The sequence below is a fragment of the Candidatus Litorirhabdus singularis genome (assembly GCF_026262625.1).
Lineage (GTDB): Bacteria > Pseudomonadota > Gammaproteobacteria > Pseudomonadales > Halieaceae > Litorirhabdus > Litorirhabdus singularis.
This window is the reverse complement of the sequence record NZ_SHNN01000002.1, coordinates 429,780-453,369: the sequence shown is the minus strand read 5'-3', so window position 1 is coordinate 453,369 and position 23,590 is coordinate 429,780. Positions and strand designations below refer to the sequence as shown.

The 23,590-nt window shown below is 52.2% G+C and carries 15 protein-coding genes; 3 read left to right on the top strand and 12 right to left on the bottom strand.

The annotated features are described in order from the left end of the window. Positions 1-29: 29 nt before the first annotated feature. A complete protein-coding gene (gene prsK, locus EYC98_RS10435; RefSeq protein WP_279245284.1) occupies positions 30-2,096 on the top strand; it encodes an XrtA/PEP-CTERM system histidine kinase PrsK in 2,067 nt (688 codons plus the stop codon). Continuing rightward, the gene (gene prsR, locus EYC98_RS10430; RefSeq protein ID WP_279245283.1) at positions 2,093-3,448 is read left to right on the top strand and encodes a PEP-CTERM-box response regulator transcription factor; all 1,356 of its coding nucleotides are present in this window, start codon (positions 2,093-2,095) and stop codon (positions 3,446-3,448) included. The genes prsK and prsR overlap by 4 nt, the downstream gene beginning before the upstream one ends. Before the next feature lie 110 nt (positions 3,449-3,558). Here prsR and prsT (EYC98_RS10425) read toward each other — a convergent pair whose 3' ends face one another. The 11 genes from prsT (EYC98_RS10425) to EYC98_RS10375 all read right to left on the bottom strand — a co-directional run bounded on the left by prsT (EYC98_RS10425) (position 3,559) and on the right by EYC98_RS10375 (position 21,188). Continuing rightward, positions 3,559-6,312, bottom strand: coding sequence for an XrtA/PEP-CTERM system TPR-repeat protein PrsT (prsT, locus tag EYC98_RS10425; RefSeq protein WP_279245282.1), 2,754 nt, complete (start codon positions 6,310-6,312; stop codon positions 3,559-3,561). A 35-nt stretch (positions 6,313-6,347) separates the two neighbouring features. Next, complete coding sequence (locus EYC98_RS10420) at positions 6,348-8,150, bottom strand: DUF1302 family protein (RefSeq protein WP_279245281.1); 1,803 nt, start codon at positions 8,148-8,150, stop codon at positions 6,348-6,350. Continuing rightward, entirely contained in the window at positions 8,150-11,389 is a 3,240-nt protein-coding gene (locus EYC98_RS10415) for an outer membrane lipoprotein-sorting protein (RefSeq protein ID WP_279245280.1), read from the bottom strand. The genes EYC98_RS10420 and EYC98_RS10415 overlap by 1 nt, the downstream gene beginning before the upstream one ends. A gap of 38 nt (positions 11,390-11,427) precedes the next feature. After that, a complete protein-coding gene (prsT, locus tag EYC98_RS10410; protein ID WP_279245279.1) occupies positions 11,428-14,196 on the bottom strand; it encodes an XrtA/PEP-CTERM system TPR-repeat protein PrsT in 2,769 nt (922 codons plus the stop codon). 182 nt (positions 14,197-14,378) lie between these two features. Continuing rightward, entirely contained in the window at positions 14,379-15,326 is a 948-nt protein-coding gene (locus EYC98_RS10405) for a PEP-CTERM sorting domain-containing protein (protein ID WP_279245278.1), read from the bottom strand. A 298-nt stretch (positions 15,327-15,624) separates the two neighbouring features. Continuing rightward, positions 15,625-16,497 (bottom strand): ThiF family adenylyltransferase, encoded by an 873-nt coding sequence (locus EYC98_RS10400; RefSeq protein ID WP_279245277.1) that lies wholly within the window; start codon positions 16,495-16,497, stop codon positions 15,625-15,627. A 68-nt stretch (positions 16,498-16,565) separates the two neighbouring features. Beyond that, entirely contained in the window at positions 16,566-17,333 is a 768-nt protein-coding gene (locus EYC98_RS10395) for a PEP-CTERM/exosortase system-associated acyltransferase (RefSeq protein WP_279245276.1), read from the bottom strand. Between the two features lie 209 nt (positions 17,334-17,542). Next, positions 17,543-18,091, bottom strand: a complete 549-nt coding sequence (locus EYC98_RS10390; protein WP_279245275.1) for a low molecular weight protein-tyrosine-phosphatase — start codon at positions 18,089-18,091, stop codon at positions 17,543-17,545. Then, entirely contained in the window at positions 18,081-18,860 is a 780-nt protein-coding gene (locus tag EYC98_RS10385) for a S1 family peptidase (protein ID WP_279245274.1), read from the bottom strand. Before EYC98_RS10385 ends, EYC98_RS10390 begins: the two co-directional genes overlap by 11 nt. Next, the gene (locus EYC98_RS10380; protein WP_279245273.1) at positions 18,853-19,857 is read right to left on the bottom strand and encodes an NAD-dependent epimerase; all 1,005 of its coding nucleotides are present in this window, start codon (positions 19,855-19,857) and stop codon (positions 18,853-18,855) included. The genes EYC98_RS10385 and EYC98_RS10380 overlap by 8 nt, the downstream gene beginning before the upstream one ends. Next, positions 19,857-21,188 (bottom strand): UDP-glucose dehydrogenase family protein, encoded by a 1,332-nt coding sequence (locus EYC98_RS10375; RefSeq protein WP_279245272.1) that lies wholly within the window; start codon positions 21,186-21,188, stop codon positions 19,857-19,859. The genes EYC98_RS10380 and EYC98_RS10375 overlap by 1 nt, the downstream gene beginning before the upstream one ends. A 117-nt stretch (positions 21,189-21,305) precedes the next feature. Between EYC98_RS10375 and EYC98_RS10370 the strand changes: the two genes are divergently transcribed. Beyond that, on the top strand, positions 21,306-22,901 hold the full coding sequence (locus EYC98_RS10370) for an acyl-CoA ligase (AMP-forming), exosortase A system-associated (RefSeq protein ID WP_279245271.1): 1,596 nt from the start codon (positions 21,306-21,308) through the stop codon (positions 22,899-22,901). 14 nt (positions 22,902-22,915) lie between these two features. On the opposite strand, the gene EYC98_RS10365 is transcribed toward EYC98_RS10370, so the two are convergent. Continuing rightward, a complete protein-coding gene (locus EYC98_RS10365; RefSeq protein WP_279245270.1) occupies positions 22,916-23,413 on the bottom strand; it encodes an inorganic diphosphatase in 498 nt (165 codons plus the stop codon). Positions 23,414-23,590: the final 177 nt, after the last annotated feature.

The window sequence follows — 23,590 nt, the reverse complement described above, 5'->3', positions numbered from 1 at the left end:
CATGCGCATTGCCTACCTGAGTATTCTCTGTGACCTATAGTATTGGCCTCTATGGCTATCTGTTCGCAGCAGTATCCTACTTCATACTGACCGCGCTGTTTCTGGTCACGTGGCGCGGCAAAATATTTGCAACTCTGGTTATATTTGCCAGTGTCTCAACAGTGGTATGGACTGCCATGATGGCCGCGGCCTACTGGAGTCAGGCCGTTCCGCTGGTGGTGATGGACTTTTTCGAGTTGTGTCGCTCCATTAGCTGGTGCTTGCTGCTTCTCAGGATCTTCGAACTGCGGGGTGACGAAGAAACCACTCGTTATAGCAGCCTGCTGTTACTGTTCGCTGCACTGGTGCTCTCATTGCTGGTGCTGCTACCGTATTTTGTCAGCGCATTTCCATTCATAGGCTGGATAAACATCACCGCCAAGCCCGCAGTATGGCTGTCTGTAGCCATTGTTTCTCTGGTCCTTGTAGAACAGATCTTTCGCAATTCATCCAATGACGAGCGCTGGGCCATAAAGTACATGTGCGTGGGATTGGGTATTGTCTTTGCGTTCGATTTCTACTTGTATGCCGAGGCGTTATTGCTCGGACATGTCAATCCGTTCCTGGTCAGTATCAGGGGTATAGTTAGCGCGCTGGCAGCGCCGCTAATAGCCGTTTCGGTGGCACGTAATCCAAGCTGGGACTTGCGTATACACGTTTCGCGACAGGTGGTTTTCCACTCTTTTACCCTGATGGCCGCCGGCGTCTATTTGCTGGCAATGTCTTTGTTCGGCTACCTGATCCGCTACTTCGGCGGTAGCTGGGGCGGCGTGGTGCAAGTCATGTTCTTGTGTACCAGCGGTATTGTGCTTGTGGTGATGCTGTTCTCCGATCGCATTCGGGCCAAGATACGGGTATTGCTCAGCAAGCATTTTTTCAGCTTCAAGTACGACTACCGTGATGAGTGGTCTAACTTTACCCGCAACCTCGCAGGCGCAGTGGACAACGTTCCGGCACGCGTCATTACTTCAGTTGCCGGGCTCGTTAACAGCACTGGCGGCAGACTCTGGGTCAAGCAGGAGTCAGGACGCTATGAGTTCGTTGAGCAGTGGCAAGCAGGCGCAAGCATCTCGCTGAGTGAAAACGAGTTAGATAATATTGCGCGGTTTATTCAAGGTACCGGCTGGGTTATAGACTTGGAGGAATATCGCAGTCAACCAGGCATTTATGAAAACCTGACGATTCCGCAAAAGTTATTGGACGATCCAAGGTTCTGGCTGATCGTGCCGCTTATCTTCGACGAAGAGCCACTGGGTCTGTTGCTGTTATTGGAACCCGATACATCGATGTCCATCAACTGGGAAGACCGCGATCTATTGAAAGTTGCCGGGCAGCAGGCGGCGATGCATCTGGCTCAATACCATGCTAACCGCGCTTTGGTTCAGGCCCGCCAGTTTGAAGCCTTTAACCGGCTTTCTGCTTATGTGGTTCATGACCTCAAGAACATTCTTGCGCAGCAATCGCTGATTGTCTCCAACGCGGAAAAGCATAAACACAATCCGGTTTTTGTCGATGACGTGATCAAAACCGTACGCAACTCGGTCGATCGTATGTCACGGCTTATGGAACAAATGCGCAGCGGTATCCGCGGCAGTTCGCCAAGGGCACTGAATTTGGCTGAGCTGCTAGGCGACATCGTAGAACGTTGCGCAGCCCGTGAGCCCTCCCCGTCACTAAAGATTATTGATGCTGCGTTAGTCGTTGAGGCCGATGCAGAGCAGTTGAGCACTGTGTTTTCTCATATTATCCAGAACGCTCAGGAAGCCAGCCTGAAAGATCAGCCCATTGAAGTCACTTTGCTGGCTGGGCAGCATCAGGCGATCGTGTTGGTCGAGGACCACGGTCAGGGTATGGAAGCAGAGTTCATAGAAAATCGACTGTTTAAGCCATTTGATTCCACCAAGGGGCTCACGGGTATGGGCGTAGGAGCTTTCGAGAGCCGTGAATATATTCGCTCTTTGGGGGGGGATATTTCAGTAAATAGTGACCTTGGTCTCGGTTCAATTTTCACCATAGTGATACCATGTGCTGAAGATTCCGAGGATATAAGTTTGTGAAGAAGGCGGATAGACATCTCCTGGTCGTTGAAGACGATGAGGGCTTGCAAAGCCAGTTAAAATGGGCGTTTGAAGGCTACGAAGTAGTGATCGCAGGCAATCGAGAAGATGGCATTAACCTGTTACGACGCCATGTTCCAGGCGTCGTGCTGTGTGACCTGGGCTTACCACCAGATCCGGGCGGTGTCAGCGAAGGTCTGGCGACACTGCAAGAGATACTCGCATTGGCGCCAGCAACCAAGGTTATCGTGGTGACCGGGGACGATGACCGGGCCAACGCCATCAAGGCCATTGGTCTGGGCGCCTACGACTTCTACCAGAAACCCGTGGATGCCGATATCCTCTCTCTAATTGTTGATCGTGCCTATCAGGTTTACGAACTTGAGCTGGAGAACAAAAAGCTACAGGAGTACCAGCAGCACACTCCACTGAACGGCATCATTGCCACCAGCCCGCAAATGCTCAAAGTGTGCCGTACCATTGAAAAGGTCGCACCTTCGGACATTACTACGCTCTTACTCGGCGCCAGCGGCACCGGTAAAGAATTGTTTGCGCGCGCTCTGCACGAGTTGAGCCCGCGGAAGAACGAACGTATGGTGGCCATCAATTGCGCTGCGATACCTGACACCTTGCTGGAAAGTGAATTGTTTGGCTATGAGAAAGGCGCGTTTACCGGTGCTACTCAACAGACTATCGGCAAGATTGAACACGCCAATGGTGGCACTCTGTTTCTTGATGAAATCGGCGATTTACCGCTAGAGCTGCAGGCAAAACTATTACGTTTTCTGCAGGAGCGTGTAATCGAGCGGGTTGGCGGGCGCAAGGAAATCCCTGTTGATGTGCGAATAATAGGTGCAACCCACCAAAACCTGAGCGAGAACATCAAAGACGGCTCGTTTAGGGAAGACCTGTACTATCGTATCAGTGAAATAACCGTCGATATCCCATCGCTTAAAGAGCGCGAAGGCGATGCTCTGGTTATAGCCAGGAGTTTCCTGCAACGGTTTTCAGACGACTACAAAAAGAACGTTAACGGCTTCGACAAAGAGGCCATACTCGCGCTCGAGTCCCACGATTGGCCGGGTAACGTGCGGGAAATGGAAAGCCGCATAAAGCGTGCTGTCATTATGTCCGAGGGCAGCCAGATCACGCTGGAGGATCTGGAAATTGAGGCGAATATCACAGAGCCCATGCCATTCAATTTGAAGCAGATACGCGACGATGCCGAGCGCAAGGCAGTACAGCGTGCGCTGCGCCACTGTAGCGACAACATTTCAGATGCCGCCAACGTGCTCGGGATTACCCGCCCCACCTTATACAATATGCTGGAAAAGTACGGCATAAAAATCTAGCCGTTACAGAGATTGGGCTTGCTCCTCTGCGCAATGCCCAATCCCCAATCTCGCCAGGGCATTAGCGCCGTGATCAATGGTCAGCCCTTAAACTCGGTAATACTCTTAGCCTAATTAATACTCTTCAGCAGCTTCGCTGCTTCAGCGCGCTCTGGGAACGCTTGCTCGACTGCCATGGCCTGCACCAGCCAGCCCCTGGCCGCTGACTTATCCCCGGACTCCACCGCTATCAGTGCGGAGTGATACAAAATGGAAGGCTGCTCAGGACTCAGTTCCAGCGCTCTCTCTATGCTTCGCTGCGCTCGCAGCACGTCGTCATTCTTCAATTGCGCGATCGCCAGCGTATCAAGAATCTCTGCCGTATCAGGGCTTAGGGTATTAGCCCGCTCCGCATAGCGCAGGGCCAACTTGGGTTCTGTTTCTGTTAAGTGCCAGCCCAGATTATTCAGAGCAATCATGTTTGAATCATCTAGCTTCAGCACCTCTTTGTACTCCAGCACCGATTTGTCAGTAGCCCCGCGCCGTGACCAGGATTCGGCCAGCGCCATACGCGGCAATATGTCCTGTGGCTGGTCTGCAACCCAGCCCGTCAGTAGCTTGTGAGCCTCGTCACTGCGCTGCATGTCGTTGTACTGCCCGGTTAAAGCCACCAGGGTTGTCTCATTCGGGAGTTTCTCAAACGCCAACTGCAGTGCTGCTAGCGCTTGGTCTGGCTTGCCTTCCAAGCGCGCCACAGAAGCTTCCAGAAATAACACATCAGGAAAATCTGGTGCCACCTCAGACAAGTAGCCGAGATGCACCTTGGCTTCATCCAGTTTCCCTGCAGAGACAAGCAGTCGTGCTAGTGCGAGTCTCGCAGGTAGATATTCAGGATCCAGCGCTATGGATTGCTCTAATTCTTCTTGTAGCTTTTCTGGATTGTTTAAACCAGCTTGCGCCATAGCCATCTGATGATGCATCTGCGCCGAACCCGGCGCTACTTGCTTGAGCTTCTCCAGCGTGAAGCGCGCCGCGGCGTAATCCTTCTCTGCCAATTGAGATAGGGCAATAACGTTTAAGACTGCCGGCACATCTTGCAGAGTACTATCTAGTTCGGTGAACAATACTGGAACCTTTTGCGCACGATCCGTAGAAAGATAGTATCTCGCCAGAATCAACTTCGGTTCGAGTGCTTCGGGATGTGCAGCAATTGCTTGCTCCAGCCTGCTAACCATCGCCGCTTCATCGTTAGCCATAGCATCCAGTGAAGCCAGTTGCACCAGGGCTGAAAGGAAGTCTTCATTGTATTTTAAAATCTGTTCATAGTGCTGCCGTGCAACATCTAGCTGCTCGCTGTTTCGAGCCAGCTGAGCAAGATTACTGTGTGCGGCCGGGTCGCCGGGTTCAATGGTTAAGGCTTTCTCAAAACTCTCCTTAGCCAGCGCCTCATCGCCCATTGCCAGATGGACGCGCCCTAGCAAGTTGAGTGGTGCTACGCTGACAGGGTTACGCGTTCGGTATTCCTTCGCCGCTGCCAATGCTTGCTCAGTCTCACCTTGTTGCATATAACTAAGCACTAGCAAAATGTCTGCCTGCTGAAACTGAGGATCAATTTTGAGCGCGGATTGCAGACTGGCTATACCAGAGCTTTGATCTCCGCTTGCCAACATGCCAGCGCCCAGACGAATTTGCGCAGCAGAAGAGTCTGGCGCCAGTTCGGCGACTTTTGCGAGGAGATCTAGAGCCTCGTCTGTCTTATTCTGGGCCATCAATGAATTGGCCAGTAAGTTCAAACCGTCAATATCATTGGGGTAGCGCTCGATGACCGGTCTCATCAAGCTTTCAACACGTTCATGCTCGCCTTTCGACTGAATAATCGTGCTCAGTAGTTTTCTACCAGCAACATTATCGGATGCTATCGCATGAAACTGGTTCGCGTAGCCTTCAGCCTGGTCCTTGCTGCCTAGTACAAAATGTGAGGTTCCAGCAAACAGCAGCGCCAGGGGGAAATTTTTCTTATCACGTTCAGACACAGCAAATGCAGTTACGGCTTTTTCATACTCCTGAGATTGAAAGTAAATCAGCCCCTGAGCATAATTGACACTGGGGTTGTTTGGAGCAACTTTCATCAGCACGTCAATATCTTTTTGCGCAGACTCAAAGTCGCCGTCTTGAATAAGCAGGTAGGCCCGTTTCAGATGCGGATCCAGCGGTCTTTTCCCGTATTCGATCGCGCTGGCGTAGGCCTCCATGGCAAGATCCCGGCGGTCCTGTTGCTGTTCTACATCGCCGACCAGTGTCCATGCCTGTGAATTTTCAGGATCAAGCTCCAATACACTCTGTAACTGCTCGCGCATAGTGCTCAGCTCGGAGTTAGCCCCGTGCAGACGTGCCTTCGCAATCATCGCGGTAATTGACGCAGGATTTTTTTCCAATGCCTGTTGTAATAGCTCTGCTGAAGCGTCTAGCTCGCCGTCCGACAATTTTGCCAGGCCTTGCATCGTCAAGACCTCGGCCGCCGAATCATCGCTAAGAGTATCTATTTGTATACCCTCTAGCTCCTCAAATTTTCGCAAAGGCAGCAGCACATTGGCCAGTACTGGCTGTACTTGATCATCACTAACGCCCAGTTGCGCCGCCCTGCGCAGCTCTTTCTCAGACTCCAATATCTGCCCGGCATCCAAATATATTTTGCCGAGCTGAAAGCGCGCCTCGCCGTTGGCCCCATCCAGTTGCAGAGCGTTTTTCAGCTCGATAACCGCGCCGGCGGAATCGCCCTGCGCTATGAGTAAACGTGCAGCCTCAGCATGAGACTCGCTGGTGGAACCCCCACCGCAGCCAACCAGTGCAACCGTTAACGCGCCTAACAAAAACTGCTTCAACATGTACATTCATCCCATCGTAAACTTAGTAAAATCAACTAGAAGCCCCACTCCAGGCCCACCAATATTCTATCGGTATCTTCAAACTGTCCAAACAGACCCTCTTCATCGCCGCTGAACACATCTGCTCCCAGCCATATTTCAAGGTTGCTCTGCAGCATGTACTTCAATTTGACCTGCGCCCAGGTATCTTCAGTATCGGTTGAGTAAAGTAAAAGACCGGAAAACTGCAGCGTTTCGTTTAAGAAGAACTGCTGAAGATACGCGGAGATGTTTCGTTCGCTCTCTTCTCTTTGAATACTCGGCTCATAATCCAGCAAGCTACTCTGAAAATACTGACCGCTTAGCAGCGTGCTGGAAGTCAGTTGCCAGTCCAGTCCTACAACCCCTGAAACTTCGGCGCTGCGCCCTATCCCCTGCTCATCTATAGCAGAGCTAACATGAAAGCTATCGCTGTTGTAGGCGATTTCAGCGCGCAATATCAGGTCGGTACCAATAGAGTTACTCAACGTACCACCAAACAGGTGATTCCTTTCGTACTCGGGCGTTATGAGCATTTCAACACCTGTAGCAGTCTTCTCTAACTGCTGGTAGAGCACTGGGAAATCTTGATAGTGGTAAAGATAATTGAGTGTGACATCCCAGCCCCCCCAGAAGCTTGAGTATCGCAGGCCGGCTTCACTGTCCTCCAGAAAATCATCAGGCTTGTTGGCTTTGTCTACTCGCGTCTCCAATCCCGGCACCGGTTGCGGCACTAACTTGGGAGATGTCAGGAAGTAAGGAGTGTCTGCTTCAGCAAGCTCATGGTAGGTGGTATCTGGTATCCACAGAAGCTGCAACGTACTGTCGTTGGCCAGCGGTATTTCCAGGTTCAACATGGTTAACGGAATACGGGAGTCGTCGAAGTCATCCAATATGAACTCGCGATAACTCTGTGGATTAACCACATCTAGAACTTTAATGCCGTCAGCCTGCCCCCAAACTACCTGCTGCTTACCAATTCGCCAAAAGTTGTCGCCCCACTCCGCATCCAGGTACATCTCGCGCAGACTGAGCTCGGCATGTGCGTCGTTATAGAAGGGACCATTGATCGTTGAATAGTTATCTGGGCGAGAGGCCTCTGGACCGATGTCTCCGACGGTGTCTAGCCGCACTCGAAAAATGGTGGTGATGCTGGCACCGGAAGGCAATTCAAGGTCCACACGTGGCTCTATAGTCGCCTCAAATTTTTGACTGTCGCCATCGTCTGTATAACCAGCCCACTCCTGTTCCCAAGTACCGCTGAACGTAAACGGCCATGAAGCTTTTGCTGGAGCACGCGCCGCAATCTCGTCGGTACTTTCAGCTGGTAGTGAACTCTCTGACGGTACCTCAGTAACAACGTTTTGATTTTTCTCTGGCACCTTTTCGACAACTACAGCCGGCGCAGCAAGGGGGGCAATGCTAGTAGGTCTGGCTGGATAAAAATCCAATACCAGCCTGTTACCGCGCAATAGATGCGGCCCTAGCAGAAAATCATCTATAACCAGCTCAGGCTGGACCAGATCCAGGATAACATGCACAGCGCTATCTTGAGTTTGCAGAGCTATGTTGTTCAGAGCAGAGCCCGTCAACTCAGGTAAAACAATAGAGTCCCCCAGGCTGGTCGCTTCAATATCTATAAGCAACTGCGCTGGGTCTGTTGTCCTGTCGATGCTGTAGCTGGGCAAAGCACTCAGATCCAATACCAGACGTGTCTTTTCTTCAGCGCTCGACAGCCGCAGAGCCTCTAGCACCTGGCCGAAGCTGAGGGCGGAGCAGGATAAACCAAAGATCAGCAGTAGCGCTTTGAAATACCTCATCAATGACCGCGCGCCAGTGCTCTTTTACTAAACTGAGTCTCATTGACAGGTGTTTGGTAATCCACTTCAGAAAAAACGAAACGAGTGCTATGCCCTGTCTTATGGTTGTCGATAACCAAACGATGTCGGGTCCAGATGCCATCAACCTGATGGATGTCGGATACGGTTAGTGTCTTCAGCGGCTTTCCCTTCAGGCCCCAAAACTTGGACTGAACAATAACCCAGTTGGCTTGATCCACCCAAAACTCAGCACGTGAATAACCAAGCTCTTTAGCGATTTCCGGGGAGCGCGGAGTCCCCAGCAGACGATAGGTAGTCACTTCATCAAGTTGCTCGGCTGCCAGGGTTTCAAACGAGTAGTCACGCTGCTCCAGCTTCCCATCCTGTTTTATATCTTCATAAGAAAAATCGGTTCCCAGAAAATAGTCTCCGCGGTCAGCTGAAGATATCCGCCGCACCTTGCGTAAAGCAGGTACATACAGCCATTGGTCGTCGTCCTGTTCGTTATCGGCATAATCCCAAATTAAGAACCCTGTATCTCGGACATTGGCTGGCTGTAGATAGAACAATATTGTTCTGGTCTCATCCTCGAAGTCTTTGCGGTAGATAATGGTTTGGCGCTCTCTTATCTTGCCGCGCCTGTCCACCATTTGCATCGTCAATTTTCGGGTGACAAAGCCGCCGTCGTCCACTTGATTGATACGAGAAACAATTTCGTCGGCAGGCGCTAAATGTGTAGCTTCGCCGACCTGTTGAGCAGCCGCCGAATTACTGCCAATCGCAATGAATGCGACAACAGTCACTGCCGCCGTGACCAGTAGCGTTCGCACTCTCAAACCACTAATTGACGCACCTGTTAGTGTCCCGCTAATGAAGGCAGGTTGAAACAAATAAACCAACGCCGGCAACAAAGTCATGCTCGCCACGAAACTACTCGCTATCGCCACGACCAAAATCCCGCCAAAGTTATTGAGGGAACTGACGCTACTGATGATGAGTACGCCAAAGCCACAGGCAATCGCCAGGAAGTTAAACAGCAGCGCTTTACCGGTTGTCTGGTAAAAGGCGGTAAAAATATCAGCAGACTGATCGGCTTTCTCCCGATGTATTTTGCGTAGATGCGACAAGGTATGGATCGCAAAGTCGACACCTAGCCCAATCGCAACGGCGGCGAACATGGACGTACCCACGCCCAGTTCAAGCCCGCCAATCACCATTGCTGCGTACACCAATAATACCGAACCAGCGACTGGTATCAGAGCATAAACTCCCGCCAGTGTTGAATTGAACAACAACGAAGCCATTGCCCAGACCAGCACCAACGCCAGCATCAGTCCCAAATAGTGACTACGAGCCAGGTCGCTGATCCAGTGATAGTTAAGGTTTACCCTGCCACTCAGGTTTGCCTGAATGCCGTCATCGTTAAACTCATTATCTATATAGACTTGCAGCTGCTCCACAATCGGTTTGAACTTTTGATAACTACCGGAGTTTATATTGACGCGGATGTTGGCTGTTTGGTAGTCGTAGTCGACTTCTTCTTCAAAGTCAGACGGGTCGCCCGATATTGAATATAACAAAAAGTATTGCGCGACCGCCTCCGCAGAATCGGGCAGACGATACATCTCGGGATCGCCATCATTAAGCGCGCGGTTCATTTGCTTAAGGTAATCAATAATGGATATAGCACCACCGACATGCGGCAGACTTTTTGCATAGTTCTGCAGGGCTTCAATTTTGCGCATATTTGCCGGGAGAAACAGCCCTTCCGCAGCGTCGGTCTGGACGACAATATCCAGTGCATTGGAGCCGTCCATATGCTGGTTAATCACCGCGTCTGCTTGGTATATTGGCTCTGAAGGGTCAAAAATGGTTATTGGTTCTTCGTCCACCTTGAGTTGGCTGGCCGCATAGGCTCCTGCCAGGGATATCACAACAAAGACACTCAAAATCAAACGCGGCGATCCCAGCGAAATACGCTGCATGAGGCGCATAAGGCCTGAAAACAGGTCGCTGCCAGCACCTTCTCTTGCCGCAGAGAACGCGGGGCTTGCCTGCGGTTTTAGCAACACCATCGCTGCCGGTAACACTGTCATTGAATAGGCCCAGGCGACAAAAACACCCAGCGCTGCAAATAGACCAAAATATTTGAAAGGTGGCATCAGAGCGGCAAAGTACAAACCCATAAAGCCGGCCATTGTCGTCAGCGATGTCAGGGTAATAGGACGCCACATCGCGAGCATCGTTTGCATCACCAGAGGTTTAGTCTCGAGCTCGGGAGCGCCGATTTGAGTGTCAAAGTAATGGCTGTAAATATGTATGGTGTCTGCCACCGATATACCGATGAGAATCACGGGCAACGCACTGGTAATCATAAAAAATGGAATATCGTTCGCTGCCATAACGCCCAGGCTAATCACCGCTGATGCGGCGATAATCACATTGGCCATCAATAACGGACTGAACCGGCGGTAGGCCACGAACAAAATCAACATGATGATGACCCAGGCCAGGGGATTAAGGCGCTTGGCGTCAGCATCAATATACTGCGCCAAGAACCCCGCTATTGCGCCCTCACCTGCCACATGCAAGCTCACCGAATCAGGCAGCGGAGCACGGGCAATGACATCCATAATGCTTTGATAAGTTTGCTCTACCTGAAATTCATCTTCCAGCTCTACGACCAGCAGAGTGACACTGCCATCTCTGGATACCAGCGTGCCTTGGTAAACAGGCATGCTATCCAACACTTGGCGCAGCTCCTGCGCAGCCTCAGCACTACCGGGCTGATCCTCAAAGAGTAATTCTACCTCCAGCCCTTCAGAGCTGCCGGTGATGCTCTTTTCGGTCGCTAAACTAAAGGAAGATGCGGCGTCTACATTGGGTAGGTCGAATATTTCATCGCTCAACCACTGAACCAAATTGAGAGTTTGCGAGTTGTAGATGCCGCCTTCGGATTCATTCTGGACGGCTACAATCAGTGGGTCGCTAAGGCCGAATTGTTGCTTCACCTGCTCGCGGTATACCAGAGCTGGATTATCAGCATCCAGAAACGCATTGGGACGAGTATCGGTGACCAGCGTCGGCAAAAAGACGCCGGCTCCAAGTATCAGTGCTATACCTATAGTAACGATCAGGCTGGGCCAGCTGATGACGAAGTCGACAGCTGCCGCTACGACCCGATCTGCGCCGGTTGCCCCAACTGCCTTTACTGCATCGTTATTTCCTGCCGCTACCATTTAATTCAGTCCTGCTTAACTGGGCCTGGCTTGTTTGGCTACTGCAAGCTAGCCAGTAACTCGACTGCCGACTGCCGTTCCTCGAAAGCAGCCGGGTCCTGCAGGAGATTGGTGAGCTGTTGAATCGCAGCGTCTTTTTGTTTCTGCTGCAGGTAAATCAAAGCGCTGTGATACTTGAAAGACTGACGATCGGTTTTGGCCAGAACCTGGTCAATGGTGCGCCTCGCTAAATCGAGCTGCTTGTTAGCGGCTAGTACCATTGCATATGTATCCAGTACAGCTGGCACCTCAGCCGCCAGCTCAACGGATCTCTTGGAATACTGCAATGCGCGCTTAGGCTCAGTTGCTAGCAGGGTCCATGCAATTTCGTTTAGCACGAGAAAATTATTGGGGTTTTGCTTCAGGCTCGACTCATAAACGGCTACTGCGCCTGCCGAATCACCTCGCGCGACCAGCCTATTAGCAAGGGCCAACGCGTTAATGTAATCACCCTCATTTTTGGCCAGCCAGTCACGCTGCAGCTGAATCGCGCCGGCTTCATCACCGCTAGCAAGTTTGGCTGTCACCATATTCAACACATCTTTGCTATTTATTACCTCGCTGGAAAGCTGCTCAAGCAAATCATTTTGCAACTGGTAATCCCCCCCCCCGGCAGCGATAGCAGCCTCCAATCTCAATATGCGGTCTTTATTGGCCCCCAGGTCTTTGAGCTCTTGCACCGATTCCTTTGCTGCTTCGAGCTTACCGCTGCCAACTTGATGCGATGCTAATGCTAGCCAGGAATCGCGCAATTTAGGGTTCAAGTTAATCGACCGTTTGAGGTTTTCCTCCATTCTTTCTGTGTCATTCAGTCCGGCCTGCGCCAGAGCCATCAGGTAGTAGCCCTGTGCGCTCGGCGCTTTACCGTCGAGGAGTCGCTCTAACAGCAATTCTGCGTCGGCAAAATTGTTCTGCGCTATGCTAGCCATCGCAAGAACTTCTAAGACCGGAGCTGAGCTCTTGGACGTCCGGTCCAGTTGCGCCATCAAATATGGCACCTCTGATGGTTGACCGGTCGCTATATAGTAGCGGCCGAGCACAATCTGCGGCTGCGCCTGGTGAGGATGAGCCGCAGAGGCTTGCTGCAGAAGTTCCTTAAATGCCTCCCTATCGCCGACCAATGCCTCAAGAGCCGCCAGATTCATCAGTGTCTTCAGATGGTTCTTATCCGCCTCAAGAACAGCTTTCAGTCGGGCCCTGGCGGTTGTGTAATCCTTATTGGCAGTCGCGTACTTTGCCAGCGCATGGTTAGCCTGCGGCTGTGAGGGTTCTAGCTTAATAGCCGCCTCAAAGTACTTGATAGCCTGCGTTTCATTACCACTGTTTTCGTAGATCTCGCCAGCCAGGTACTGCGCCGCTGCACTTGATGGAAAATTCTCCAGATAGTCTGCAACTGCGGCCTTTGCCTCATCTCGACGCTGCAGGCCCATCAGAGCCCTGGTTAAGGCGGTGTAGGCGGACTCAAGTGATGAGTCAATTTGTAGCGCTGTTTTCAGCTCTTTGATCGCGGCGTCTGCATTATCAGCTTGAATAAGCGCTATACCTGATTGCACGCGCAAGGTAGCCGAGTCGGGAATGGCGCTTACCAGTTCAGCGAGTAAACTGGCAGCCTTGCGGGCATTGCCCGCGCGCAACTCTACGCCGGCCAGCAGTTGTTTTGCAGTCAGGCTATAAAAGGTGTCGTCTATTAATGGCGCCAGTAATTTTCTTGCCTCAATTAAATTCTGCTGTTTAAGGTAAATTTGCGCCATCAGTAGCTGCCCGCGCCGGGATTCGGGCGCCACACTCAAAAATTGGCTGGCATGTGACTGAGCCTGCTGCAATTCATCCAACGAGAACTGAGCCGCGGCAAGCTGATAGAGCGCAAGAGGGTTTTTAGTATTGGCTACAACTGCCGCCTCAAACGCGCCTCTGGCCGCCACCAACGACCCAGTCTCCAAGAAAACAAGACCCTGCAAGTAGTTAAAGTTGCTCGCTTTAGAAAAACCCGACTTTAGCTTATCAAGGTCTTCTTGCGCCGCTTCATAGCGTGCCAGTGCTACCCTCACCTGCGCTCGACGGAATAGCTGGTCTGCATGTACTATTGAGCTATCAATAGCTTTTGAGTATGCCTCTTCGGCTTTGACCAATTCTTTCTGGCTGTGGTACAGATCACCTAACAAACTCCAAGCAGGAGCGTAATCAGGGTCGATGGCAAATGCTCTATCCAGCTCTGCTAATGCGTAATCTTCTTCCAAACCCGCAGCAGCGACCTGTGCATTAGCCACTATGACCATTAAGTTATTCGGCGCCAGGTCAAGAGCGGCTGCCGAATACAACGAGGCTTTGCCGACGTCACCGACATTCAATACCCCAAGCGCTTTATTCGCCAAAACATGCGCGCGCCGCTTATCATCATTCACCAACCCAACATCGAGAGCTTCAAGTTTCTCAAGTTGACGGGATTGGAGCTGAGCAGTGGATAGAGCAGGCGTTACCTTGTCGGCACTTATTCCGAGGGTTTGTGCTTGAAGCAGTTCCTTCTCAGCGGCCAAAGAGTCACCTACAGCAATATAGCTTTCACCCAACAGGTAGCGTGCCTCGGCATGCGTCGGGTTTTCCTTCAGTATATTCTTTAGGTCAATAATTGCCGCGTTATATTCGCCCTGCTCAGTGCTGGACTGTGCTCTTGCCAGATACTCGGCTTCGGATGTAGCACCACCGCAGGCAGATAAAAGCAGTATGCAACTCGCTGCGGCCAAGAGCCGAAACAATGGTGAAATGCTCACAGGATAGTCTTCTCTATAGCTTAATAACCCTCTAATGGTGAGCCAGCACAGGCGGCTGTACAAGTGCCTTGGATGGTTTTATTTGAATTATGTGAGTTCACGCATAAAAAAGCGCTAAAGCTCGCCTTATCTATACAAAAAAAGGGGAGCTAATGCTCCCCTTGTTCATGCTTACTTCAGTATTACTTGCGAAGAAGCTTCTTCCGTGCTGTCAGACCAAGCAACCCGAGGCTGACCAGGAACAGACTACCCGGCTCTGGAACACGGTTTCTAACCGCGCCAGCCAGATCGGTCTGACGTACTCCTACTGACTGACCAACAGCGTAGATCTCACCACTGTTATCGGTCAAGTCCGTCAAACCAACGGGTATCGGCTCATTAACATCCGTGTTCAGACGAGCTTCACCGTTCTCTATTGTCGATGCATCTAAGAACTGGCCATTGCCGTTCTCTATCCACAGAAACCCGGCTTTTGCGTCCGTAATCTCGAAAAAGACCTCGAGAAGCGCATTTTGCACTGCTGAACCTGTGACGGTCATTTCAACAACGGTCTCTCTGGCTCCACCTGTTGGGTCAGCGACAAGATCAAGTAGAATAATGTCTGCAGTACCCGACGTGTACTGCGGTTCGCCAGACAGAAAATTGCCTTCGAAGGTATAGTCAACGATAAGGGACCAACTCTGACCAAAACCTTCTGTGTCGCCGTTCTGCATGTTGTTAAATAGGTCGGGAAGAAGTCCGCCAAAGTCATTAAAGTTGATTTCATTTGGACCCGGTGCTGCCAACCCGGCATTGGCGCCATCAACAATCTGGGCCATGGTCCCGGCATTGTTAGTGTCGTAGAAGGTACCAGTGGGTGCAAAGACGCCCGGTGCAATTTCAGCCGTTTTGTATACAGATGTAGCAAGTAGCGAGCCGAAGCCTAATGACGTCATGGGGCCGGTGCGGAAGTCAGCGTCGTAATTTGTGCCGTTACCCCGCGCTTCGTCAAACTTGTTTGTTCCCAAATCAAAATAAAATTGACTGTTCCATCCCAGAACTGGAGCAGCGTTGGCCCCAACGCTGGCGGCGAGCACTGATGCTGCGATAGCGCCCCTGACTGCGTGTAGCCCTATGGTTGTGTAATTCATGGCAATCATCCTTTCGTTTAAGTTTCTTTCAAAGCCAAGGTAGCAACTTTAAAGCTCGCTAATCTCGTTACACGTAATACTATGCATCTGGCGTGCCAAATTTTTAATATCTATATTTTTCAATAACTTAAAATATTCTTGGAGAGTTCTAACGTCACTTAATGGTGGAGATGTAAAATTTTCTGACACTAGATTTAGCGTTTTTCTGCACCGCGACCACAATCACTAGCGTATCACGCTCGTTCGCGCCGTTCCTGGCCTCATAGTGCCTGATGAACACTGGTTAGCAGGAGACGTTCTACAGAGGGTTTTGGCCCGCAACAACTCGACGCGCCACCATCAAACCCAGCTGCTGCAGCGGGTTGCGGTTACCCCAGGGCCGCCAGGTAATTTTATACTTGTTGCGGTAAGCATCAAAATGCAACCCACGGGGTGCCGAAATAACCTTTCCTCGTTTAAGCAGGATCTTTAGCGCCTGAGTAGCCGCAACACCGGCACACATTTCGCAGGCCATAGGCGTCGAGGGGCCCTTCTTGGCCTCAAAATCTGCTTTGGTCTGGTCTACCAGGTATCCCATCTGTAACAAGGCGGGTGAGAGGCCCAGCATAAAGCGCAGCGCCTGTTCCTTTTCGCTATGGCCCTCGAACCGGAAATATTCCTCTATGGTCATTCCCCCGGGCAGGAAGTTCAGTATGGCAGTGCCCATACCCAGCGGTGCGGCGGTGACCACCGGTATACCTTTGGCTGAGCAGGCATTGAAGACAGTCTTGCGCGCCTCAAGGGCAAAGAAATCGAGGCCATCCACATACAGATCCACCCCTTCAAGAAAGGCGTCGACATTGCCTGCATTGATACCCTCATCAAAAGTGCGCAGTTCCAGCTCTGGATTAATGTCTGTAGCCATTTCAGCCATGACTTCGCATTTGGCACGACCGACGTTAGACAGCGTCGCGCCGGCCTGACGGTTGAAGTTGGGCACTTCAAACACATCCATATCTGAGATGCTGAAGCCGCCAATACCGAGACGTGTGAGGGTTAGCAGGTGGCTACCACCCACGCCGCCCAGTCCTGCAATAGCAATACGTTTGCTGCGCAGAACTGACTGCTCGGCATCGGTTACCCAACCAATATTCCTGGAGAACGCTTGTTCGTAGTTAAATGAAGCAGTCACAGTCTTTCCTGTATCAATCCCGGCGTAAGACGCCTGTTAGTTGATTCTCTGGGTGCTAATGACGCTGTTCAATGTAAATCGGGAAGCTTTCCATAGGTAGCAGCAAAGCGACGGTGTATTGCATCATAGAGCGCTTTCAGCTCAGGGTTCATGCCCGCCAGCACCTCTTCTGTCGTTGCAAAATACGCCGCTCGTGTGCCGTGGTAATCAATATCAGATCCGGCTCGATGAACGGTAATACCTGAACGCCGCAGCAAGCGCGGCAAAAACGGCTCCATCATGGCAAATACATTGGTTCGGCCGGTGATGTCTGAGATCGCAAACGCGCCCAGAAACGCCGCAACAGCAATTAGCGAGAAAGTACGCTGCTCTTTGCGCGATACATCCAGCGCGTCCTCCTGTCCGAAACGTGTTACAGATTCACCCGGTCTGCGTCTGAAGGCAGCATCAACGGCCAATCTGGAGAATTCGCACATACGCTCGCGATCATCATACAAATACTGGTGGAAAGCAGGATCGATGCTGTCCATACAATACTTTTCCATGGGCGTGATTTGATCATTGCCAGGGGCCACTACGCGCACACAGCCAGCCGGTTGCTCGCTGGAGCGATGGGTCATTAAGCAATGCAGCGAGTGGCCGTCAAACTCGTCCTTCTCCTCGCGGTCGGTGAACGACTGCGCAGGCTCATAGGCAAATTCTTCGCAATAGACCCTATAGCGAACCTTGTAGACCGCTAACAGCTGTTCGTTAGTATGAGACAGCTCCGCTGCGAAGTACTGTTGAAAGTTCTCTGCGAGCGACTCAGTGCTGTTTTTCGGGGGTTGCTGCTGCACAGTTTCACCTGCCCTGCCCCGGATATTTAGGTCCGGGGCAGTTTGCCGGCTGAGTACCCGTTGTTTTTGTAATGGTGTAAAAGCCATATCACTATCTTTTTGCGATTCTTCTTACATTCAGTCTAACGCCAGCAAATCTGTAAATGATAGCGTGCAGGCTCTTGGGTGCCTGATACCGTGATACGTGTTCAGTTTTACCGGGGGTTTTACTAGGGGCTTTCAGAGATTGGCTTTGCGGGGTCTAGCGTCAGTTGCGATTGAATCGCTGTTAACAGCGCTGGCATGGAGTCGTCCAGCAGGCCAAAAACGTGCTCAAAGCCGGCCTGGTTGCCAAAATAGGGGTCTGGAATCTCTTCTAGCGCTGTATCTGGATGAAAGCTCATTATCGCTAATATTTTGTGCGCCTGTTCCTCAGGACACTGCTTTATCAGCTGCTCCAGGTGGCTGTTGTCCATCGCTAGAATATAGTCGTAGCTTAGGAAATCTTCAGGGGTGACCTTTCGGGAACGCTGCCTTGCGATATCGACATCTGCCTTGTTACAGACCCCCTGCGCCCGGACATCTGGCCGTTGGCCGCCAACCGCCACGTGCAAACCGGCTGAGTCTACCCTGACGAGCTTGCTCCAGCCCAGCTCTGCGGCTTTGGCGGCTAACAAGCCCTGCGCCATGGGCGAGCGACAGATATTGGCGGTACATACCATTAGCACTGACACTTGCGGCGACCGCAGGCCCAACAGTTGTTTCAGCCTAGTCAGCATTCAACAATTTAACCACATACTTAACGGGTATCGCATAACTGATACCGGAAGGGTCTTGCATGATGGTTTCTTTGGTTTCCTTGACGAAAACGCTGTTGATGACACCGATAACAGTACCGTTCTCGGTTTCGTATACGGGACTGCCGCTATTACCCGGGTAGGCAATCGCATCTAACTGGTAGACGTCAAACGGATTACGTATACGCTTTACCTGCTCTGGCGTCAGTTGTCTGGAGTTATGGGCAGGTATTACCGTAGGTGTAATCGCCGAGATGATGCCCCTGTGCGTTACCGGGTGCAGCCCCAGCACTACGCCAATGGGGAAGCCAGTAAAGGCGATTGAGTCACCCTCACGGATGTTGCGGTCCTGGCCTAATTGCAGGGCCGGCAAACGGGTATCGATCTTTAACAATGCGAGGTCATGTTGGGGGTCGGTGCGCAATACTACGGCTGGCACGACCCGGCTGTTCTTGCCGCGTCCCACAAACACGGCCAGCGTCTCATTATTGTCGGTGTCCATTTTCTGCGGCAGCACGTGGTAATTGGTGATCACCAGGTCCCCCTCTCCCACCACAAATCCGGTGCCCGAGAATTTTACGGGGGGGCCCTTCGCGCCCGGTTGCTTGACCGGGCGAGCGCTACCGACGCCTACGATGCCGGGTCGTATGGTTTCAATAAGATCGGCAAGGCTGTTGGCACTGCTAGCGCTACTGAAAGCCAGAGGTAGAAATAACAACGTGACCAGCAGGTGCCGGGCGAGGCTAGCCATAATAGACACGATACCAGTCAATAAAGCGTGAGATGCCCTCCTGCACTGTCGTCGCGGGCTTGTAGTCGAACTCGCGCACAAGGTCTTCAACGTCTGCGTAGGTATCTGGCACATCGCCGGGTTGCAGCGGCAGCAGTTCCTTGGTGGCCTTCATACCCAGGCTGTCTTCAACCGCCTGAATGTAATCCATCAATTCCACCGGATTATTATTGCCGATGTTATAGACGCGCCAGGGGGCAAAACTTGAGCCCGGATCGGGCGCCTTACCGCTCCACTCTGGGTTAGCTACCGCTGGTTTATCAAGAATTCTGACGATGCCTTCAACGATGTCGTCGACATAGGTGAAGTCACGGCGATGATTGCCATAATTGAAGACCTGTATCTTTTCACCCGCGAGTATCGCTTTGGTGAACAGAAACAGCGCCATGTCCGGGCGTCCCCACGGACCGTAGACGGTAAAAAACCGTAGACCAGTAGTCGGCAAGCCATACAAATTGCTGTAGGTATGCGCCATGAGTTCGTTGGCCTTTTTACTGGCCGCATAAAAACTCAGGGGATGATCAACATTGTCGTGCACGGAGAACGGCATCGAGGTATTTGCGCCATATACAGAGCTTGAGGAAGCGTACACCAGATGCTCAACGTTATTGTGGCGACAGCCTTCAAGAATGTTGGCAAAGCCGACCACATTGCTATCGATATAGGCCAGCGGGTTTTCAATCGAGTAACGCACTCCGGCCTGAGCCGCCAGGTTGACCACTCCCTGTGGGCGATGCTGCTTGAACAGTTCAGCAATACCTTCTCGGTCGGCTAAATCCATACGCACATGCTGGTAATTTTCGTGATCCGCGAACTGTGCCAGACGGTCTTCCTTGAGCTGCGGGTCGTAGTAATCATTGTGATTATCGAGGCCAATAACCTCATCTCCGCGGTCTAGCAGTCTCTGGGCCAGATGCGAACCAATAAACCCGGCCGAACCGGTTACCAAAACTTTCACTAAGCGATCTCTCCCCTGCCTATAGCGTAATAAGTATACCCTTCCTGTTTCAGGAATGCGGGTTCGAAGAGGTTGCGGCCGTCGAATATAACCGGCTGATTGAGCTGATGCTTGAGCGTCATGAAATCCGGGTTACGGAACATTTGCCACTCAGTGACTACAATAAGTGCATCGGTGCCTTCCAGCGCATCGTCGGCAGATTCCGCCAGGTACAAGTCGTCGCGATCACCGTAGATGCGCTGGCACTCGGCCATGGCCTCGGGGTCATAGGCGCGCACCTTTGCGCCCGCCTGCCACAGGGACTCCATTAACACCCGGCTTGGGGCTTCGCGCATATCATCCGTATTAGGCTTGAAAGCGAGGCCCCATACAGCAAAAGTTTTACCGCTGAGGTCGCCCTTAAAATGTGCCGAGACTTTCTGGAACAATACCGACTTCTGCCGCGAGTTGACGTCTTCAACCGCTTTCAGCAGTTGTGCCTCATAGCCGACACCGGCCGCAGTGCGCTCCAAGGCGTTAACGTCCTTGGGAAAGCAAGATCCACCATAACCACAGCCAGGGTAGATAAAGGAATAGCCAATACGGCCATCGGAACCGATGCCGTGACGAACCTGCTCAATATCGGCGCCTAGTAATTCAGCCAAGTTAGCCAGCTCATTCATAAAGCTGATTTTGGTCGCCAGCATCGCATTCGCCGCATATTTGGTCAGCTCCGCGGAGCGCACATCCATAGTGATCATACGGTCTCGATTACGGTTAAACGGTGCATACAGCGCTTTGAGTAATTCGCTGGTTCTGGGGTTGTCGGTACCGACGATGATGCGATCAGGGCTCATAAAATCACTGACGGCGGCGCCCTCCTTAAGAAACTCAGGGTTGGACACGACATCAAATATTGGCTCTTTGCCCGCGGCGGCCAGGGTCTTCCCGATCGTCTCGGCAACCTTGTCGGCGGTGCCAACGGGTACCGTCGATTTATCGACCACAATTTTGTATTCGGTCATATGGGTGGCGATGGTCTCTGCCACTGTGAGCACGTACTTGAGGTCGGCTGAGCCATCTTCGTCAGGCGGTGTGCCTACAGCAATAAACTGAAACAGGCCGTGTTCTACGCCCTCTTTGGCGTCGGTAGTGAAGCGGAGGCGTCCATCGGCGACATTTTTTTCTATCATCGGCTCCAGCCCGGGCTCGAAAATCGGGATGTGCCCAGCGTTAAGACGCTCGATTTTATCTGCATCCACATCAACACAAATAACATCATTACCGGTTTCTGCCAGACACGCGCCGGTCACCAAACCTACGTACCCAGAGCCAAAAATTGTAACTTTCATCGACGGTCCTTATGCTGTTTTTGAGAGCCGTAGCCCAATGATAAAGCGGGGTCTATGATAGTCTCAGCTGCAGCGCGATACCAATACACGGTTCACAGAAAGGAAAGTTTTCACGTTATGTCAGAGCTGATTCACGAGTTCATTCGCCTACAGGCGGAGCAGCAACCAGACGCTGTGGGGTTGTATTTCAAGCAAGACGCGACTACTTACGCAGATTTATGGTCGCAGGTAATCCGTTGTGCGACGGGATTCAAAGGTTTAGGGCTGCAACCCGGACAACGAGTAGGCGTCTATCTGCCCAAGATTCCTCAGAGTGTGTATGCCTTATTCGGTGCCGCAGCGGCAGATCTTGTGTTTGTGCCGATTAATCCGCTGCTCAAGCCGGCGCAGGTCGCCTATATTTTACGCGACTGTAACGTCACAGCACTGGTTACCGCCGACCAACGCCTGACTCAATTGGAATCTGCTTTGGCAGCGTGTGAGGACCTTAAGTCTGTCATTACCATAGAGGACGCACCCCTGGCGGGAAATGGCCAACACTATCAGACACTGGGCTGGACTGAGTTTTCTGATACGGGGGAGGCAACCGTTCCCCAGACCCGCAGAATAGACGCTGATGTCGCTGCAATTTTGTATACCTCGGGCAGTACCGGCAACCCGAAAGGGGTCGTACTGTCTCATCGCAACATGGTAACCGGTGCCAAAAGCGTTGCCGACTACCTCCACAACACGCGCGACGATGTGCTACTGGCAGTGCTGCCGCTCAGCTTTGACTATGGTTTGAGCCAGCTCACAACCACATTTTGCGTTGGCGCAGGCGTGGTGCTGATGGATTACCTGCTGCCGCGGGACGTTATCAAAGCAGTAGCTCGCCACGGTGTAACCGGGCTCGCCGCAGTGCCGCCGCTATGGCAGCAGCTGGCTACCCTGGAGTGGCCGACAGAAGCGCAAAGCTGCCTGCGCTATATCACCAATTCGGGCGGTGCCATGCCACCCTTGCTGACACAAACGCTGCAGAAAGCCCTTCCGGACACCAGTATTTTTCTAATGTATGGCTTAACTGAGGCCTTCCGCTCCACCTATTTACCGCCGGAACAAATTGCCGTGCGGCCAGACTCCATGGGTAAGGCAATTCCCAATGCCGAGATTATGGTGGTGCGAGAGGACGGCAGCCCCTGTGAGCCTGGCGAAGCCGGTGAGCTCGTGCATCGCGGAGCACTGGTTGCACTGGGTTACTGGCGCGACGAGGAAAAAACGGCCCAGCGCTTTCGCCCCGCTCCCGGGCAACCCCCGGAGTTACCCTTGCAGGAACTTGCGGTGTGGTCTGGCGACGAAGTAACAATAGATGAAGAGGGTTACCTGTATTTCGTCAGCCGCAAAGACGAGATGATCAAGACCTCCGGGTACCGTGTCAGCCCCACTGAGGTGGAAGATGTCCTGTACCAGTCAAAACTGATCTCGGAGGCGGTCGCACTGGGCATACAGCATCCTGACTTGGGTCAGGCTATCGTGCTGGTAGCCAGCTGCGCTCCAGGAGTGTCAGCGGCTGACCTGACGGCAGTCTGTACTAAGGAGCTACCGAATTTTATGCTACCCAGGCATATCGAAGTGCGCGCTGAACTGCCTAGAAACCCAAACGGCAAGATTGATCGCGCTCAATTAGCCAGAGAGTTTGCCAACTATTTTATGTCACAGGAGTCTCAGCGCAATTAACAGACCGGCGTCTATTAATAGCTAGCGCGAGTCCTGGCCGGCACATCCCCGGCTGGGATAGCCCGACCCAGCGCTTCCGCCGCTTCGCTCCATCCCTCACAGCGAGCGCGTCCGCGACGCCCTCGAAACAGGTTCAGGACCCCCTTGCACCGAGAATAAAAAGTGAAGAATATCAGAAGATTACGACGCTGACTTGATGTCAGATCTTGTTCTGAGCAAATCAATTTATCATCATACATAAACCGCTCCGAGAAGCCGATTGCGCCATAAGCACGGACCCGAATTTTGGTGCCAGCAGCCAGTCTGGGGCCCAGTACCACCGCATCCAGTAAATCCCCCTCCCCACCAATGTAGTCAGGTACAGAGCCGTAGTTATAGGGGCACGGCACAGGCGACACAAAATCGATGGAGCCACTGCTACCGCGCTTCAGAAAACTTCCGCGGGGCACCTCTATCACTACCTCGACGTGCGGAGCTGCAGCCGCCGTTATGCGCATGCTTTCTCGTTCCATGAAGTACCTCTGATACCCTTACTGAGAAACATTCCTACCGAACACCTTTTTACTGTGCTGCTCACCACCCACTCACGGACACATTGTTGCGCTCTTGAGAGCAAATGTCGCTGTAGCCGGGGTGCTTCTGTGAACTGCGTCCCAACCACGGAATCATTGCTGGCATCGGCCCTGTCA